General features: G+C 51.8%; 15 protein-coding genes. 2 read left to right on the top strand and 13 right to left on the bottom strand.

Annotation, left to right across the window (positions count from 1 at the left end):
- Window positions 1–30: 30 nt before the first annotated feature.
- Window positions 31–1,332, bottom strand: a complete 1,302-nt coding sequence (locus AC1DF0_RS17735) for a D-arabinono-1,4-lactone oxidase (protein WP_477574819.1) — start codon at window positions 1,330–1,332, stop codon at window positions 31–33.
- Entirely contained in the window at window positions 1,329–2,516 is a 1,188-nt protein-coding gene (locus AC1DF0_RS17740; RefSeq protein WP_477574820.1) for an amino acid deaminase/aldolase, read from the bottom strand. Before AC1DF0_RS17740 ends, AC1DF0_RS17735 begins: the two co-directional genes overlap by 4 nt.
- Window positions 2,517–2,735: 219 nt before the next feature.
- Here AC1DF0_RS17740 and pepT point away from each other — a divergent pair, with 219 nt between their 5' ends.
- A complete protein-coding gene (gene pepT / locus AC1DF0_RS17745; protein WP_477574821.1) occupies window positions 2,736–3,968 on the top strand; it encodes a peptidase T in 1,233 nt (410 codons plus the stop codon).
- Window positions 3,969–4,046: 78 nt separating this feature from the next.
- Here the strand turns inward: pepT and AC1DF0_RS17750 are convergent, their stop codons facing one another.
- The 5 genes from AC1DF0_RS17750 to AC1DF0_RS17770 form a co-directional block, all read right to left on the bottom strand.
- Window positions 4,047–5,108 carry an endonuclease/exonuclease/phosphatase family protein gene (locus AC1DF0_RS17750; RefSeq protein ID WP_477574822.1) on the bottom strand — a complete coding sequence of 354 codons (1,062 nt, stop codon included), beginning with the start codon at window positions 5,106–5,108 and terminating at the stop codon, window positions 4,047–4,049.
- Between the two features lie 136 nt (window positions 5,109–5,244).
- Window positions 5,245–6,000, bottom strand: a complete 756-nt coding sequence (kduD, locus tag AC1DF0_RS17755; RefSeq protein ID WP_477574823.1) for a 2-dehydro-3-deoxy-D-gluconate 5-dehydrogenase KduD — start codon at window positions 5,998–6,000, stop codon at window positions 5,245–5,247.
- Window positions 6,001–6,004: 4 nt separating this feature from the next.
- Window positions 6,005–6,799, bottom strand: coding sequence for a DeoR/GlpR family DNA-binding transcription regulator (locus tag AC1DF0_RS17760; RefSeq protein ID WP_442047952.1), 795 nt, complete (start codon window positions 6,797–6,799; stop codon window positions 6,005–6,007).
- 30 nt (window positions 6,800–6,829) lie between these two features.
- Complete coding sequence (gene kduI / locus AC1DF0_RS17765; RefSeq protein ID WP_477574824.1) at window positions 6,830–7,660, bottom strand: 5-dehydro-4-deoxy-D-glucuronate isomerase; 831 nt, start codon at window positions 7,658–7,660, stop codon at window positions 6,830–6,832.
- 420 nt (window positions 7,661–8,080) lie between these two features.
- Complete coding sequence (locus AC1DF0_RS17770; protein ID WP_477574825.1) at window positions 8,081–10,057, bottom strand: glycoside hydrolase family 127 protein; 1,977 nt, start codon at window positions 10,055–10,057, stop codon at window positions 8,081–8,083.
- A 140-nt stretch (window positions 10,058–10,197) separates the two neighbouring features.
- Here AC1DF0_RS17770 and AC1DF0_RS17775 point away from each other — a divergent pair, with 140 nt between their 5' ends.
- Window positions 10,198–11,073, top strand: a complete 876-nt coding sequence (locus AC1DF0_RS17775; protein ID WP_442047955.1) for a helix-turn-helix domain-containing protein — start codon at window positions 10,198–10,200, stop codon at window positions 11,071–11,073.
- Window positions 11,074–11,220: 147 nt separating this feature from the next.
- On the opposite strand, the gene AC1DF0_RS17780 is transcribed toward AC1DF0_RS17775, so the two are convergent.
- From AC1DF0_RS17780 to AC1DF0_RS17805, 6 genes are all read right to left on the bottom strand, one after another.
- Window positions 11,221–12,564 carry a hypothetical protein gene (locus AC1DF0_RS17780; protein WP_477574826.1) on the bottom strand — a complete coding sequence of 448 codons (1,344 nt, stop codon included), beginning with the start codon at window positions 12,562–12,564 and terminating at the stop codon, window positions 11,221–11,223.
- Between the two features lie 357 nt (window positions 12,565–12,921).
- Window positions 12,922–13,704 carry a phytanoyl-CoA dioxygenase family protein gene (locus AC1DF0_RS17785; protein WP_477574827.1) on the bottom strand — a complete coding sequence of 261 codons (783 nt, stop codon included), beginning with the start codon at window positions 13,702–13,704 and terminating at the stop codon, window positions 12,922–12,924.
- 38 nt (window positions 13,705–13,742) lie between these two features.
- A complete protein-coding gene (locus AC1DF0_RS17790; RefSeq protein WP_477574828.1) occupies window positions 13,743–14,741 on the bottom strand; it encodes a Rieske 2Fe-2S domain-containing protein in 999 nt (332 codons plus the stop codon).
- A gap of 64 nt (window positions 14,742–14,805) precedes the next feature.
- Entirely contained in the window at window positions 14,806–15,831 is a 1,026-nt protein-coding gene (locus AC1DF0_RS17795) for a BMP family protein (RefSeq protein ID WP_477574829.1), read from the bottom strand.
- A gap of 44 nt (window positions 15,832–15,875) precedes the next feature.
- The gene (locus AC1DF0_RS17800) at window positions 15,876–17,414 is read right to left on the bottom strand and encodes an ABC transporter ATP-binding protein (RefSeq protein ID WP_477574830.1); all 1,539 of its coding nucleotides are present in this window, start codon (window positions 17,412–17,414) and stop codon (window positions 15,876–15,878) included.
- A 29-nt stretch (window positions 17,415–17,443) separates the two neighbouring features.
- A complete protein-coding gene (locus AC1DF0_RS17805) occupies window positions 17,444–18,382 on the bottom strand; it encodes an ABC transporter permease (protein WP_477574831.1) in 939 nt (312 codons plus the stop codon).
- Window position 18,383 lies beyond the last annotated feature (1 nt).

The following is an 18,383-nucleotide window of genomic DNA, read 5'->3' on the forward strand; positions in this document are numbered from 1 at the left end:
TTACAGCCGATGACGGCTGGAAACGACTGCTTAAACAAGCAGCTTCCGCATGTAGTCGTTCAGCAAAATACGATCTGGATMCAGCTCCTCGCGCACCGCTTGGAATGAATGCCACTTCGGATACAGCGTCTGCAATTGCGCCGCTTGAAGCTTATGCATCTTGCCCCAATGCGGCCTGCCGCCGTAATTCAGAAAGATTTGCTCCATCGCCTCGAAATAAGCTTCATGCGGCATCCCTTTGTACATGTGAACGGCGATGTACGCCGAGTCCCTACCGTGCGCCGGGCTAAGCCAAATATCGTCGCCCTTCGCATAACGGCACTCGATCGGGAAGTGAACGCGGTACTTGCCGCGCGACATGGCCTCTCGCATCTCTTCAATAGCCGGTGCCATTGCTTCCGCCGGCAAATTGTATTCCATTTCGTTAAAACGAACATATCGCTGTGTAGCAAACAATCGGTGGCTGTGGTCGATCTTACGTCCTACAGGAACTTGCGAAGCGGAGATTCGGCTAATATGCTTGCTCGTGCCCGGCAGCCTGCGGGATACCTCCGACAGAAGCCCGAATAAGCGATTCTCGATCCACACTTCGCTGATGTGATCCCATGCCCTTCTTCCGGTCACTTCCTTGTCCGTCTTGTTCGTAAGCTTAATCTGGCATGGCTGCGCATAAGGAAACCAATAAAATTCAAAGTGGCGATTGTCTCCCGCCAGCTTCGGCAATTGCTGCAAACATTCAGACAAAGGGATTCGTCTGCTCTCGTATTCGAGCTTGTAGGCTGGCTCAAGCTTCAGCGTCACCTGCACGATAATGCCGAGAGTGCCAAGCGATATTTGGAACGCTTTGAACCATTCAGGATGAGATTGCTCCGTACATTGCACGACTTCACCCGTGCCCGTAACGACTGTGAGCTCGGCGATCTGCGTTGCGATATTGCCGAGTGTTCGCCCCGTCCCGTGCGTACCCGTGCTAATCGCCCCGGCAATCGACTGTACATCGATATCGCCTAGATTTTCCTGAGCCAATCCGTTCTCGAACAGCAGCTCGCCGAGCAGCTTCAGCTTCGTTCCTGCCCATACGGTTGCCGTTCTCGCTTCCGGATCGACGGATACGATGCCTTGCATGCGGTCTAGCGAGATCAGTATATCGTCGGATGCCGCTATCGGCGTGAAGGAATGACCTGAGCCAACCGTTCGCAGCCTCCTTCCTTCACGGCGGCATAGGAGCACCGTATTTACAACCTCTTCGATGCTGCTCGGCATGATGACCTGTCTTGGCGTCGCTTGTACCGAGCCCGACCAATTCGACCAGCCTGACGAGTCTTGTTTCATAGGAAGCACTCTCCCATTCCGCGATAAGTCTTATATTCGCCAACAATTTTCCCTTGCGAAACCGCATACAAAATTTCGAATCGCTCGCAGAGCTCTCCGGCCTTCGCATGGCGGAAGAACACGGGGTCGCCGAGCTCAAGCTTCAAACCGGACGGCACGCGCAGCGGCGTCTGCACCTCGCCCGCCCCCTCAAGCTTGAACAGCTCCAGCCCTTCCGGCAAATAAGGCTTCGCCTCTTTCTCCGGTCCAGGCGAACCCGACGCGGTATAGCCGCCGCCCATACAAGTGACAATGTCCGTCTTCGGCCGGCGAACGACCTCGACGGCAAAACCTGCCGCCGGCTTAAAACGGAACGAGCTATAGAGATCGAATAAACCCGGCGCGTAGAAGCCTGAGCCTGCCGTGATCTCGGTGACGCATGCTTCCTCGCGGGAGCTGTCCATGCTTCCCGTTCCGCCCGCATTCACGAAGCGCAAGGAAATGCCCATAGCGCTAATGCCCTGGGCCGCTTCCTTCGTGCGTCTTGCGCTTTCTGCGATCGATCTTTTTTTGAGCCATTTGATTGACGCATTTTTGAATCGCTTGCCCGGTACGTTGTCACCAACTCCCGCTACCTGGGCTTCATAGCCCATCATTCCGTCCAGCTTCAGCCACGATGATTCGCTAATGCGCTGCACTAGCGGCTTCATCTGTTCCCATGATCGAATCGGCGAGCGCCATACCCCAAAGTGCAAACCGGGATAATCGGCAGACATATCCATATCAATGCATAGAGGAACAACGACTTGCCTATCCTCCGCCAGTCTCTCAAGCTGAATCACATGCTCCTCGCAGTCAACCATAAAGACGATCGAGCGCCCCTCGCGAATGAACTCCAGCAATTCGAGCAATGCGGCAGAATACCACTGCGGATAACCAAGCAGCAGGTCGTCGAATCCTTGGCGTGCAAGGAATGCCGCCTCGCCTGCCGTAAAACACATGATGCCTTGGAATACGTCGCTCGTTTGCAGAAGCCGCCGCATGGCATCGACGCACCGAATCGACTTGCTCGCTATACGCACCTTTTTGCTTCCCGCTGCCACAGCGATTGCAGCCGCATTCGCATCCAGCATGTCAAGATCGACATAAGCAAGGGGCTTCGGCAGATCTGCAAATATTTGTTTGTAATACTCATAAGCGTCCACTACCCGATCAGCCCTTTCGTGAACAAATGGACAAGCTTCTTCATCTATAAGAAGTCATTCTTTAGCGGGCGCAATTATCCTGCATGCAGCGCCGAGTGAATCGCTTATTTTGTGTTTTTTTCGGTGAAAATTGGAGATGTTGTCGACCGTTTCTCGTTGAAGGCGGGTTTGTATTATAATGATAAATATGTCTATTACAATTGGAGATGACCGTTAACTATGAAATCCGAAATTATGAATCGTTTCGTCACCTATGCCAAGGTGGATACGCAATCGAACGAAACCTATACAAGCTGCCCTTCCACACCAGGACAGCTGACGCTGGCGCGTATGCTTGTAGAGGAGCTTAAGGCGATTGGCATGCAGGAGATAACGCTTGACGACAATGGCTATGTTATGGCAACCCTTCCAGCCAACAGCGATAAGCCGATCCCTACGATCGGCTTCCTCGCCCATGTCGACACCGCTACCGAGCTGTCTGGCGCGAATGTGAAGCCGCAAGTCGTTGAAGCGTATGACGGAGGCGATATTACGCTGAACGAAGAGCTCCGAATTGTCTTGTCGCCGCGTGACTTCCCTGAGCTGGCAGGCTATAAGGGTCAAACACTCATTACGACTGACGGCACGACGCTGCTTGGCGCGGACGACAAAGCCGGTATTGCCGAGATTATGACGGCGATGAATTATCTCATCCAACATCCCGAGGTGAAGCATGGCAGAATACGTGTCGCGTTCACACCCGATGAGGAGATCGGCAGAGGACCGCATAAGTTCGACGTGGCGGCGTTCGATGCTTCGTATGCCTATACGCTCGATGGAGGACCGCTTGGGGAACTGCAATTCGAGAGCTTCAATGCAGCAGCAGCAGCAATCACGATCAAGGGCAAGAACGTTCATCCCGGCACTGCCAAAGGCAAGATGATCAATGCGGTAAAAATCGCCGCCCTGCTTCAGAGCAAGCTTCCTGCCGAAGAAGCTCCTGAGCATACCGAAGGTTACGAGGGGTTCTTCCATCTATCCTCGATTCAAGGCGATGTGGAGGAGGCTCAGCTTCGTTACTTGATTCGCGACCATGACCGCGAGCGATTCAATGGCCGCAAAGCCGAGCTGACCGACATCGTCGAGACGTTGAAGGCGAAGTACGGCGCCGATCGTATTGAGCTCGAGCTGCGCGATCAATATTTCAACATGGGCGAGAAAATCGAGCCTGTCAAAGAAATCGTCGATATTGCGAGGCAGGCGATGGAGCGTCTCGGCATTACGCCGATCATCCAGCCGATCCGCGGGGGAACGGATGGATCTCAGCTGTCCTACATGGGGCTTCCGACGCCGAACATTTTTACTGGCGGAGAGAACTACCATGGCCGTTACGAGTATGTATCGGTCGACAGCATGCTTCATGCCGTGAATACGATTATCGAGATCGTGAAGCTGTACGAAGAGCGGGCATAGTTTGATAGAAAGTGAGGAGAACTTCATCTCTCATGAACTTAGGTTCATTGCGAGTGAGATTCTCCTCACTATTTTTTATTACTTCAATACAAAGCTGGCCGTCACTGGGTTATGATCGCTGTTCGCAAAGCCGAGGTCATGCCCCTTCACACTCGTTATCCCAATATTCGAAGATACTAGGAAACCGTCAATGACAGCTAGAAAATTAACGCCTTTCTCATAAGGAATGTCGAGCGTTCTAACGGATGGGACAGCGGGATCATTCGCCCACTGAAGCCCTTCTAACCCGAAACCTTCAGGAAACGGCTGCAGCCATTCCGGCCAATCCTGCTCCGCTTCGAAAGCAGCGGCATCGGTTGAAGGGAGTGAGTGGTTCCAGTCGCCGCCAACGATGAGATAGTTGCCTTTGTCTGATTCCTCGCGAATAAAACCGTCCAAGAAATCCAATTGCTGCTTGCGAATGGTCCCGCCCTTGTCAAACGCGGACAGATGCAGATTGATCAGCACCAGCTCCTTGCCATTGTCGACTGGATAACGGCTTGCGATTAATGCGCGATCCAGCTCCAATTGCTGAACGGGCCAGCTTTCCTTGCCGGGCAGATCATAACGTACATGTGATGTAGTTTGGAACGTAGATAACGTCATCAGACCGCTTCTGACCGTCCCCATCGGAGCAAACACAGGAACAGGCACCCACGGCACTTTATAATTAATCGCATAGGTGCTGTCGTAGTCGGATAGAGCGCTGCTTAGAGCAGCCGCTTCGTCAATCTTGTAGCTTCGAGATGATTTCGTATCTACCTCTTGCAGCAAATAGAAATCCGATTGCGTGCCCTGCAAAAAATCAGCAATAGCATCAAGATTAGCTTCGGTCTGCTCCTTGCTGCTCGAACGCGACATTTTGCCGCCGTCCATGAAAAAATCTTGCCGTTGATCAAGCCCTGCATATCCGATGTTAAAGGTTGTCACCGTTACAGAATCGCCTTGCTTCAACGCTTGCTGGCTGTTATGGCTAGCTTCAAGCTCTATCTCCGAAGCAGGCTTGTAATCGACCAATGTCACATAAATAAGGAACAGAGCAGCAATAGCGACCGGTATGGCAATAATCCATCCTACCCATGTTAACGTTCTCCGCAGCAACGTCCTTCCTCCTTTTACCCTTTTGTTCTATTAGTTTCGATTATGAAACACAATCCATATCTAGGCAATCAAAGCTTTGCTCCAAAAAAAAATCCCCCAAGCTATGATAGCTTGGAGGCTTGCAACACAACGCTGCTTATCGAACGAGCCAGCCGCCGTCTACAGCGAGAATATGGCCGTTCATATAATCGGATGCGGCGGATGAAAGGAATACCGCAGGACCGATCATATCCTCGGACGTACCCCAGCGGCCAGCCGGTATGCGGCCAAGAATTTGGGCGCTGCGAACCGGATCTTCGCGAAGCGCTTCCGTATTGTCCGTGCTCATATAACCTGGAGCGATGGCATTCACTTGCACGCCCTTCGAAGCCCATTCGCTCGCAAGAGCTTTGGTAAGACCAGCTACCGCATGCTTGCTCGACGTGTAGCCTGGGACGTTGATGCCGCCTTGGAAGGAAAGCATCGAAGCAATATTGATGATTTTGCCCGAGCCTTGCTCGATCATGCGGTTGCCCGCAAGCTGGCAAAGCGCGAATACGGAATTCAAATTGACGTCCAGCACGTCCTGCCAATCGGCGTAGCTGTGATCGGCTGCAGGCGTACGCCGGATAATGCCCGCGTTATTGACCAATATGTCGATCTTGCCTAACTCGTCGACGGTCCGTTCAATGATGCCAGGCAGCTTGCCGCGATCGGCAACATCGACCTGAATGGTAATCGCTTTGCGTCCAAGTGCGCGAACCGCTTCTGCAGCCTTGTCCGCAGGCGTTCGGTTCGTTACGAGTGCAATATCGGCGCCTGCTTGCGCCAGCCCAAGCGCGATCGCTTCTCCAAGCCCGCGGCCTGCTCCTGTCACAACAGCCGTTTTGCCGCTTAAATCAAACAATCCCATCGTTCTACACCTTCCCTTTATTGCGTTTGCCGCCGCCTGCCGCCGATGCTTTCATCATTTGAAGGCCGTATGCTTCATACTTCGCTTCTATTTCTGGAGTTATGCCATCATCGGTAATGATGATATCGACATCTTCCAAAGCCGCATACGTAATGAGCGCCCCTCGGTCGAATTTGCTATGGTCGGCCAGGCAATAGACGGTTTTCGCATTCTCCATATACATCTTCTTCAGCTTCGTTAGTTCCTCGGTGAAGATCGTTAAGCCGTATTCCATATGAATGCCGGTCGTCGACAGAAACAGCTTATGGACATTAAGCCGCTTAATCCATTCCTGCGATTCCGCGCCGATAAGCAGATTGTTATGTCGATATCCGCCGGGAACAACAAGTCTAACCTGATCCTTCATGATCAGTTCCCGGATAATGAGCAGATCGTTCGTCAGTACCGTTACAGGCATGTTCGGGAGCAGTCTGGCCACCTCAAGCGTCGTGCTTCCGGCATCCAGAGCAATAATGTCTTCCGGCTCGATGCAAGTTACCGCAAGCGCCGCGATCGCCGTCTTCTCGGACTGGTGTTTGCTGTTCGGGTATTGGATCGGAAGCAGGCTGTCCTCGCCGTTCTGCTCCATGACCGCCCCGCCGTGCGTGCGCTTCAGCAGCCCCTTCTCTTCCAGCTTCTCCAGATCCTCGCGGACTGTCTTCTCCGTTACCTGGAATTGCTCGCTTAGCTCGGATACTTTGACCGCGCCGTTACGCTCTAATTTTTCTATAATTTTGCGATGCCTTTCCGCTGCTAGCATGACGCGTACCTCCCAAATCTTTCAGTACGACTATTTTAACTGGCTTGCAGGTACCGCGTCCATATCCGTGAACGTGTAGTTCTCGCCGGCCATCGACCAACAGAATGTGTAGTTGCTTGTGCCCACGCCGGAATGAATCGACCATGGCGGCGAAATAATCGCTTGCTCGTTCGCCACGACAAGATGTCTCGTCTGCGAAGGTTCGCCCATCATATGGAACACGCGCGCGTCGTCGTTCATGTCAAAGTACAAGTAAGCTTCCATGCGGCGGTCATGTACGTGCGAAGGCATCGTATTCCACACGCTGCCCGTCTTCAAGCTCGTAACGCCAAGCATCAGTTGGCAGCTTTGGATACCGTCTGCATGAATATATTTATAAAGGACGCGTTCATTGGAAGTTTCTTGCGAGCCAAGGTGCGAAGGGTTCGCTTCCTCTACCGTCATTTTGCGCGTCTCGATTTCTTTGTGCGCAAGGGCGGAGCAGAAATACAGCTTAGCCGGATTGGCAGCATCAACGCTTGCAAGCAACACTTGGCGTTTGCCTTTGCCGACATACAGCACCTCAAGCTTGCTAAGCTCATACGATTCGCCGTCAACGGAAATCGATGCCGGTCCGCCAATGTTCAGGAAGCCAATCTCGCGGCGCTCAAGGAAGTATTCCGTCTTAAGCGTAGCAGCCGCTTCCAGTTCCAGCGCTTTCGTAACCGGCACTGCGCCGCCAACGACCATACGGTCATAGTGTGTATAAGTCATTTTGATTTGATCCTGCTCGAACAAGCTTTCGATCAAAAACTCCTGGCGAAGACGTTCCGTATCATATAGCTTCACATCGGTTGGGTTCGTAGTATGGCGCACTTCCATTGTATAAAAGCCTCCTAATAGGTGTGTTATTGTTCGTTTTCTATAATAACACACAATTACGAACATAAAAAGTACCTTATCGAAATATTGCCTCTCGTTCCGCAATCTCAGTTACGGACACCAGCGACGCTAATACGCCGAATAATGTGCCTCCCGCGAATTAACGGACCGAGGAGACCCTATTCCCTCATAACTAGAGCGTTCTAGCCTCGTTTGACAGGTATAGCGTCAGCTGTGTCCGGAACGAGGGCGATCAGAGGGTAAACGAACGAATAAGAGCTTCTGCTGTCCGTTAGATCCAGTTCAAACTAACTAGAAAAAGAGCCGTACAAGCCAACTTAGGCTTATACGACCCTACCCTCATCCTATATATTCGGTCTCGCGTTCAACCAGCACCTTAGAACCTTAATATAAAGTACTTTACACGCGTTCCTTCACCCAAACCGCCATCTCGCCTTTGCCGCGGTTCGCCCAAGCGTAATAGGGGATGAACTTCGCTTCGGCAGGCGCCAAGTAAGCCGATGAATCCGTACGGTACAACTGCGTTCCCCATTGCTTATACTCCAGCTTGAGCGCTTGGGCCGAGATCACTTGCAGTCCTCCCGCAAGCCCTTTGTCGAACGACACGCGCAGCTCCGAGTCGACCGGCAGCATGAGCGAGCCAAGACCCGCGCCATTATCCGCCTCCTCGACGCAGTAGACGAGCGGTCCGTGCTGCAGCGCAACCTTGCCGGCGTTATACTTCACAAGCGGATTGCTTCTTACACGCATAACCGGCATCTCAAGCACAAGCTCCACGACATCTCCAGAGGACCAAGTTTTCTCTACGATTGCGTATCCGCCTTCAATCTTATCCTCATATGCATAAGGCTTGCCGTTCACGGTAATCGTCGCGGAAGCACTCCAATCCGGAAGACGGAGCGCAAGCGCGAACTTGGTTGGCGCAGCAGGCTTCACTTCATAGCTGACGTTGCCCGACCATGGCATGCTTGATTTCTGAACAAGCTGTACACTTGTTCCTTCAACCTGCAAGGTTGCTTCGCCGCCGATATACAAATGCGAATAGATCGTCGAACCTTTGACCGCATACGTATACTCACCTAGGGAAGCAAGCAAGCGCGCAATATTCGGCGGGCAGCACGCGCAGCCAAACCATTGTTGGCGTACCGGCTTAACGTGATTGTAGGTTTTATTGTTTCCGTCGCATACTTCCGGCGTTACTTCCAATGGATTAACGTAGAAGAAATGTTTGCCGTCGCGGGACATGCCTGCGATTACCGTGTTATAGAGCGCACGTTCTAATACGTCCGCATACCGGCTGTTCGGTTCAATCTGCAGCATCCGGTGCGCAAAGAAAATAAGTCCGATTGCGGCGCACGTCTCCGAATAAGCCGTGTCATTCGGCAGATCATAATCGATCGAGAAGGCTTCCCCGTTCGCCATCGAGCCGATGCCGCCCGTTACGTACATTTGCTTGGAGACGATATTGTCCCAAAGCTTACGGCAAGCATCGACCAACGATTGATCGTTCGTTTCGCGAGCTACGTCAGCCATTCCCGCAAGCATATATACGACTCGCACCGCGTGGCCTATCGCTACGTCCTGCTCTCGAACCGGCACATGCGCTTGGAAGTAGGCATCATCAAGCTGCAGCCTTCCATTATGCCAATGCGATGTCCACCCCCGCGCTTCCGCCTCAGCATGGAAGAAACTCGGTTTCTGTCCGCGCTTATCGATAAAGTATCGGCTTAGTTCCAAATATTTATTTTCGCCCGTCGCTTCGTACAGCTTCACGAGCGCCAGTTCAATTTCCTGGTGACCATCGTAACCGGCAATTTGACCTGGTCCATCGCCGAAAACAACAGCAATATCGTCAGCCATCTTGCATACGACATCTAACAGCTTGCGCTTGCCTGTTCCTTTGTAATACGCAACACCCGCTTCGATCATATGTCCGGCGCAATACAATTCGTGGCATTCCGTCAAGTTCGTCCACTTCTTGCCCGGTTCCTTGAGCGTATAATACGTATTCAAGTAGCCATCCGCATGCTGCGCCTTCGCAATTGTATCTATAACCTCGTCGGCGATCACCTCGAGCGCCGGATCTTTTCTCGTATGCAGCAAGTAACCGACGGCTTCCAGCCATTTGGCCACATCGCTGTCCTGGAACACCATACCGTGGTAGCTGCCTTCAGCTTCGCCGGCTGCTATCTTGAAGTTGGCGATCGCATGGCTCGGATCTGCGCTTTCGATTCGATCGTTCAGCGCATCCCATTGATACGGAACGACGACGTCTCGCACCAAATCGATATAGTAGCTCCAGAAATCGTCTTTTATTTGAACGTCTTGAAGCGAAGCCGGTCTTGCCTTGCTCCTATTATTTACCGCTTGTCCCATCAGTAACTCGCACCTCTCCGAAAGAAAGTTATGATTTATGTGCTGCTGATTCCTATTGTATGCGCTACAATGAAACATAAATATAATAAGATCAAACCTATTTTTTATAAAATATCACACTCGCCCGGGAGGGAGATTCAATGACTAACCGATCGTCTGAGCATGTGTACTTCGCAGCCCCGCCGCTGCCTTATTTTCTAGAAAGCGGCATGACTATTTATGAGCCGGGCGGTCAGCATCCAAGCCGCCAGCAGCTTGGCTTGTTCGATCTGATTATCGTCGAATCCGGCACTTTGCATATAGGAGAAGAGGATATGAAATGGGCTCTGACAGCTGGAGAGACGCTCCTGCTGCTCCCCGATCGTTATCATTATTCGGTGAAGCCCTGCGAGGAACCAACCTGCTTTTACTGGATACACTTCCTGCCTGTTGGCGAATGGCAACAGTCGGCAGAAGAATATGCAAGCCTGAATCAAGAGGAGCATTATACAAAATTTCATACATCGCCTTACTCCCTTCACCTGCAGAAGCAATGGAGGCTGCCAAACCCAGAGACGACGTATCAGCTCCTCCGCGCGCTGAACCAATCGGGCAGCGAGCGCCAATCCAGCGCTTTTTGGACAAGTCAACAGCACTTCGATGAACTGCTGCGCTTAATGGACCTCAGGCAAGATGACATGTATACGAGCCCTTCGGTCACGCTCGCGGAGAAAACGGAAGCCTACATTAAGAATAACTATCGGACGGAAATTACGAGCAAAACAATGACCGATGCCTTGAACTTCCATTACAACTACATTACTCGCTGTATGAAACAGGTATACGGAATGACCCCGATGGACTACGTAACCAAGTACAGACTCGAGCAGGCGAAACTGCTGCTCATTAAGACGGAATGGCCCGTAGCGCAAATCGCACAATACGTCGGCTTCGAGAATACGCCTTACTTCTCCAATTGCTTCGCCGACAAGATCGGCATGGCGCCGAGCAAGTTCCGCAAGCAGTTCACGACCTAGCACCAGACACCGCCAAACCGCAGATCTTACTGCAGCGCGCACAGCAAAGACGGCACTAGAATTATCAGCATATAGAGACAAAGCCACTCCTGATGGAGTGGCTTCATTGTTATTACAGACCCTATTTTAATTTCAAGTAAATCAATGCTAATATACAGGATACCCTGTTACGAACAATGCGAGATACAGTAGACTTCCAACAATCGATAATACGGTAAGCGCAGCATCCTTAGACTTTTCTTCTGTAAGGGCTGCGGTTGCAAAAGCTAGCGGAAACGCAACGATAAAATAACGCGGAGCGGACAGCAACCAGGTAGGTCCCACTACTAAAACAAAATATACGATAAAATACGCCGTGTACGAGGGATTCAGCTTCTTGACACCAAGCAACATAACAATCAGAGCAGTAAATATAGCGACCAGATTCGGCAGCCATAATCCTAAGAAGAAACGACTATTCCCCTCCGTAAATGCGCGAACAGCGTATTCCATCTGATACCTTACCGTATCGAAAAATAAATAGAGTTCCTGAGACCAATGCTCTTTCTGGTAGATAGAGTACTGAAATGCGTTCCCAGTAACCTCGTAATTTATATATAAATACGCCAGCAGACCCAAAGGTATAATAAGCAGACCGGCAACAGCTGTGGCCAATTTGCCTATAAACACCCGCTTATCCGAAACCTTATAGTAAACTATTAGATCCCTTACGAGCTCAATAGCCACCGGCACAGCCAAGAGAATCCCCGGCGAACGCGTATAAGCGGCTAGCGCTCCACACAAACATCCGATGATCCACTTTTTGTTACGCACAAAATAAATGCACATGAGAGAAAGTGCCAAAAATAAAGATTCTGTCATAGGTATGAGGAAAAAAAATGCTGCCGGGAATATAAAAATATATTTTACTGCCCGCATAGCGTTTCTGCGAGACATATCCATACGCGCAAGCTCATAAGCGAACAGAGCCGCGACAATCGAGAAGATGATAGAAACCACGAATCCCGCAGCGAGATAGCTTCCAGTCAATACCTCGATTACTCTTATCAAATGAGGCAGCAACGGAAAAAAAACAATGTGGAACCTTGGATCTCCCTCCGTCACATAACCATTCTCCGCAATCCCCAAATAGGCAAAGGCATCGATCCCCGATATGTGCCATGTCTCCATAATTTTACTGAATAGCCCGCCCGAATAACCATGCTGTATGATCAGAAAAACATAACCAATAATCAGAAGGAGACAGCGGCTTAGCAGCATCCAGCCTATTATTCTCAACCAATCCCGTTTCCTATTACCTTCATCCGCTCGATGAACCTGTATCTCATCCGTCCGATCGCCAGTCAGAATATAGGCGGACAGAACAGGTATAGTGCGCAGGCCCAATAACACGAATAGTACGAAACAGGAAGCAGTGGCGATTGTGCCACCCACGGTCCAGCTCTCGTTAGAATTCGCCCAATAAAATGCCAGAAAAGCCATCAACAGCATGAAGATTATGTATAGGTTCTTATCTTTCCTCATTATAAGCCTCTTAGCCCCCATCGGTTTTGCTTAATCAGTAAATTGGATGAAAATGAAAAAAGTGCACATAAACATAATAGTATTGGACTATTTATTTGTAAATATAAAACAGATAATTATCTAGTATAGGTATAAAGGTGCGGGTCTTTGTGAGTTGTTTTATCGAGTGCATCTAGTGACATCTTTCCGCCACTTGAGTCCATGTCAGCCAACATTTCTTCCGACAATATCCTTGAATTTCCTCTTAATATGAAAAAGCAAACAATTAAGCATATTAGCTTAACGGTTTGCTTTTGATTTTTTCTATAACGATACAATCATGGTTTAAACTTCACTAGCCAATACCGGGAACAGCTCTCCCGCAATCATATCTCCGTCCTTGAACCCCATGCCGCTAGTCAAATGATGGTTGCTCATGCCGTCGAAGGTTGCCTGCTCGGGCATGTATACGATGGTCAGCACTCGGCGAGGCCGATCCGTCTTGTTCGCATAGGCGTAATGGAACGTGAGCCCGTGATGAACGGTGCAGCTTCCTCTCTTCAAAGGCACTGCAACCGGCTCGCTGGCAGCAGCCTTGGAATCCCCGGCAAGCTCGAACAGATCGACAGGATTGACGAAGTCGACGTTCTCAAGCTTGCCTGCCTTATGCGAGCCAGGAACGAATGCCAGACAGCCGTTGTTCTCGTCCACGTCATCGAGCGGAATCCACATGGTCATCACATCGGATTCCTTCATCGGAAAGTAGGTCGAGTCTTGATGCCACGGCGTCGCCTTCGAATCTCCGGGCATCTTCCAGAACGCCTGATCGTGGAACAGCCTGACGCCAGAGCCTTCCGACAGCTGCAACGCAATGGCCGCAAGGTAAGGACTAAGAGTGAACTTCGCCATGCCGGCGGATTCCTTCCACGTATTCATCCGCATATTCAATATTTTAGACAGCTCCGACTTCGGCTCGTCCGCGATACCGCCAACTTCCTTGCTGCGCATGACGTCGTCCAAATACGAGGTCAACTCATCGATCTCCGCATGCGACAGTACATTATCCAGCTTCACGTATCCTTCGTTACGGTAAAATTGCAGCTTCTCCTGCGACACCTCGTAAGCCATTGGCTGTTTCCCCCCTATATTCCGATAAATCGATCAGACTAAGTTGTGCCAAACGTTACGCCAAGCTCGATGAGCCAGCGGCGGTAAGCGACGGACAGCGTATCCGCCTTATGATTAAGCTCCAGTTGCAGATCCAGCGGCAGCAGCTCGGGCTTCTGCGTCTCGATAATCCAAGCATCTTGTTCGAATACGGTGTCTTGGAAGGCGATAAATTGCTCGTCGGGAACATCAAAGCCGTAATTGCGCGACACTGCCATGTAGACGGTGCATTCCTTCTCTGCTACAGGGAGTACGGTTAGCAGAATCCATAACGTCTGCCCCGTTGAGGCATCGCGCTTGGACAGCCTTGCCGCTAAAGGACGAAATACTTCCTTCACGTAAACATACGTCGTACCTTCTTCGGCATCCGAGCCTGAATGCGCCACGGGCTGGAAGATCGGCACATCGCTCGTGTATACGCGATCCTTCTCCTTGAACACCTTGAAGTCCGGCAGCTCTGCATAGTCGGGATGGCCAAGCAATCCGCCGTGTACGAACATAAGATGGGCGAAGTCGGTGAAATTCTCAATGACGCGCGTGCCTGCAGCATGAACGGTATAAGGGCCGCAAGCGAGCGGGCGAAATTCGTTATTTTCGAATTCATCGAGGAAAGGGAGTTCACTTGTCGGTTCACCGATGCATACCCAGACAAGTCCGTACTTCTCCATGCAATGGTATTTGGTCGCCTTCGCTCTGACAGGAATTCGATCCGTCTTCGCTTGCGCCGGGATACAGACGCATGCGCCGCTCCCGTCATATTTCCAGCCGTGGTAAGGGCATACGAGCGTCTCCCCCTCCACTCTGCCCTTGGACAACATCGCTCCGCGGTGAACGCACAGATCTCGTAGAGCATGCACGCTGCCGCTCGCTGCGCGGAATACGGCTACGCGCTCGCCCATAACCGTAACGGAAACGGGCTGTTCCTTTAAATCCTTAGCTATATAAACGGGATGCCATTCGTTTTCGAGGACGGTGTCCCTCAGTACCTCAGTCAACATATCAACCACTCTCCCCTGGAATTATGACTGCGCTAATCCGTTGCATGTTTCTCCATTCCAGCTTCTATTCATTCGTAATGACTTTCGAGCCGGATTTAAGCGATTCGACGATTGCATTGATTTTGTCTTTGATTTCTTGCGAGATCTTGTCTTCGAAGCCATGGTAAGGAGCCAAGTAGATCGCGCCGTCCTTCACGCCAAGCAGTTGCGATTCGGCCTTCATCTCCTTGTTCTTAATCCGCTCGACGACAACCTTCATCGCTTCCGGGTAATCCTGAATCACGCTCGTTGCGACCGTATCCGGACCGTTGCTGTTCTGATCCTGATTCGAGCCGATGGCGAGAACGCCCTTCTGCTCCGCTGCTTCGATACCGCCGAGTCCCGCTTGATTCGCATTGGTCATAACGACGTCCGCGCCTTTCTCGATGAACGTAATCGCCGTTTCCTTCGCTTTGGCGACATCGTTGTCGCTGCCCAGCATCGTTGTAAGCACATTAATGTTAGCCACCGTTTCTTTCGCGCCTTTCTCGAAGCCTGCCACCGACTTCGTAATAGGAGGAATTTCCGAGCCGCCGATTGCTGCTACAGTGCCCGTTTTGGACAACAGCGCCGCAATCGATCCCATCAAATAACCTTGCTCGCTATTATTCAAGCTAAGCGAAGTCAGATTCGGCTCTTGCGTAATCGTAGAGCTGTTGACCAAAAACCATGTCTTCTCAAAATCCGGCGCGATCTCCTTCATCACATCGCCGTACTCGAAGCCGTGGCCGATAATAACGTCGTAGCCATCCTCGGCGTAACCGCGAATAAATTCTGCCGCGTCGGAGTTGCCAACCTTCTCGGAGTATGCCGTTTCCGCGCCAAGCTCCTCTTTGATTTTCATAAGACCGGCATAGGCCGTTGCATTCCATCCGTTATCATTAATCGGACCAGGGGTTAGCAGAGCTACCTTGAGCGCCTTGCCGCTCGTGCCGCCGTCGTCGCCCGTATTGCCGGTCTCCGTATTTCCGCCGCCGCATGCCGCCGCAAAAATCAATACTAAGCTTATACCTAATACCGCCAGCGTCTTACTAAACATTTTCGTTCTCATCCTAACCCCTCCAAATAATGTTTTTTTGTCTGTATGCAACACTTCTATATGGCAAAAGAAGACTTCGGCCGGATGCCGGCCATTAGCATGCCGATACGATCCAAATCCGCCGTTTCCCGATCCATCGTGTCCAGCAGCTCTCCCTTGTAAAGCACCGCTATGCGGTCGGACAGTGCCATGATTTCCTCTAATTCAGTCGATATGAGCAGAATCGAGCAGCCCTTCTCCCTTGCCTCGAGAATTCGCTTATGCACGTATTCCGCTGCGCCGACATCCATGCCTCGCGTCGGCTGCATCGCGACGAGCACCTTCGGATTCAGCATCAGCTCGCGGGCTAGAATCACCTTCTGCTGATTGCCGCCAGACAGTTGCCCGATCGGAATGGCCGCGCCCGTGGTCTTAATCGAGAAGCTGCGTATTTGCTCCTCCGCGTTCTGGCGCATCTTTCGGCGGTTGATGATGCCGGTCTTGCTGAAGCGCAGCTTGCGATATTCCTTGGAGATAAGATTCTCCTCGATGCTCATCTGCAGCATAAGTCCTTCCTTATGGCGATCCTCCGGAATATAGGCTACGCCGCGCTCGGTCATGCTGCGGGGATGCTGGCGATGAAGCTCCTCGCCTTCCAGCACAATCACGCCGCTTTGCTTGTTTCTCAGCCCAAGCAGCACTTCGCTGAGCTCTCTCTGCCCGTTGCCGTCAACGCCGGCGATGCCGAGTATTTCACCCTGTCGAATTGATAAGCTAATGTTTCKGAGCAGCTCGGAGCCGCTTTCGCCCGCGCTTACCCCTCTCATCTCCAATCGAGTCTCCGCCTGCTTCCCAATCCTCGCCTTGCGCATCTGAGCATGAACATCGCGGCCTACCATCATCCGTGCCAACTCCGCCGCTGTCGTACCGCCCAGCTCATGGGTACCGACAAGCTTGCCGAGCCTTAGAACAGAGACGCGATCGCATATTTCCTGCACTTCCTGCAGCTTATGGCTGATGAAGATGACCGTCTTGCCTTCTGACTTCAGCGTCCGCAGCACACGGAACAGATCCTGCACTTCGGGCGGCGTCAGTACCGCGGTCGGCTCGTCTAGAATGATGAACTCCGCTCCGCGGAACAGCGTTTTGACGATCTCCACCCGCTGTTGCTGGCCGACCGACAGCTCGCTTACGCGTTGCTTAGGGTCAATGTCGAGCCCGAACCGATCCGACAGCTCCCATATCTCGGAGCATGCCTTCTTGAATCGAAAGAGCGGACTGCGATCCTGCTTCATGCCGAGCACAACGTTCTCTGCCACTGTCAGAGCGGGAATGAGCATGAAATGCTGATGCACCATGCCGATCCCCACGTTTACAGCCTGCCTAGGAGAAGCGAACTTGACCGGCTGCGCTTGGAATAAGATCTCGCCCTCGTCTGGCGCCAGCATTCCCGACAGCATGTTCATCAGCGTGCTCTTGCCTGCTCCGTTTTCCMCAAGAAGCGCATGTATCTCGCCCTTCCTAATCGATAGATTCAAACGATCGTTGGCGACGAAGCTGCCGAAGCGCTTCACCAGTTCGCGGGTTTCCAAAATGATTTCCGCTTTTATCTCCATTGCATCATCCTCCTCAAGCTTCTACTGTCTTACCCATTGCGGTTAGCCAGACTCTTGTATGGCGCTCCGGTTGCCGCTGGTTGTTTGCTCTTGCCCGAGAACCACGCTAGCGCGACCATCGTTAATAAGTAAGGGAACATCAGCATGAATTGATATGGAATTTTGATGCCGAACGTTTGGAAACGAAGCTGCAGAGCATCCGCTCCTCCGAACAGCAGAGAGGCAGCCATTGTGCCGGCCGGGGTCCACTTGCCGAAGATAACGGCCGATAGGGCGATGAACCCTCGTCCCGCAACCATATTTTCCGTGAACTGATTCAATATGCCGAGCGATAGGGAGCAGCCTGCAACACCTGCAAGCATGCCGCCGATGATGCAGCAAATATATCTTGTACGGTGAACGCGAACGCCCAGCGTGTCCGCTGCCAGCGGATTTTCGCCGACGGCGCGTACTTGCAGCCCCCAATTCGTTTTGTAGAAAATAAATGCGACAATCGGTACGAGCAAGTAAGACACATAGGCAAGCACATTCTGATGGAACAATGCTTCGCCTATATATGGAATGTCGCCTAAGAGCGGAATCTTCACCACGGCAATGCCCTGTACCTGCACCGCTTCCTGCCCCACACCGAGCAGGCTTCTCCCGAAGACGGTCGTAATGCCGAGACCGAGCAGGTTGAGCGCCGTTCCGATAACGACCTGATCCGCCCCCGTCGTGACGACGAGAAATCCGAACACGAGGCCGACTAAACCGCTGACGACGATAGCTGTGAGCACGCCCAGTCCGGCACTGCCGGTATAATAAGCGCCTATGACGCCTGTCAGCGCGCCGATCAGCACCATCCCTTCCATTCCGATGTTCAATATGCCGCTCCGCGACATGAACAGAATGCCGAGTGCTGCGAGCAGAAGCGGTACGGAGAGCCGAATGGCCGAAGCCAGGAAACTTACAATGATGTCTTCGCTCATC

It is taken from the genome of Paenibacillus sp. 05T425 (genome assembly GCF_056396205.1).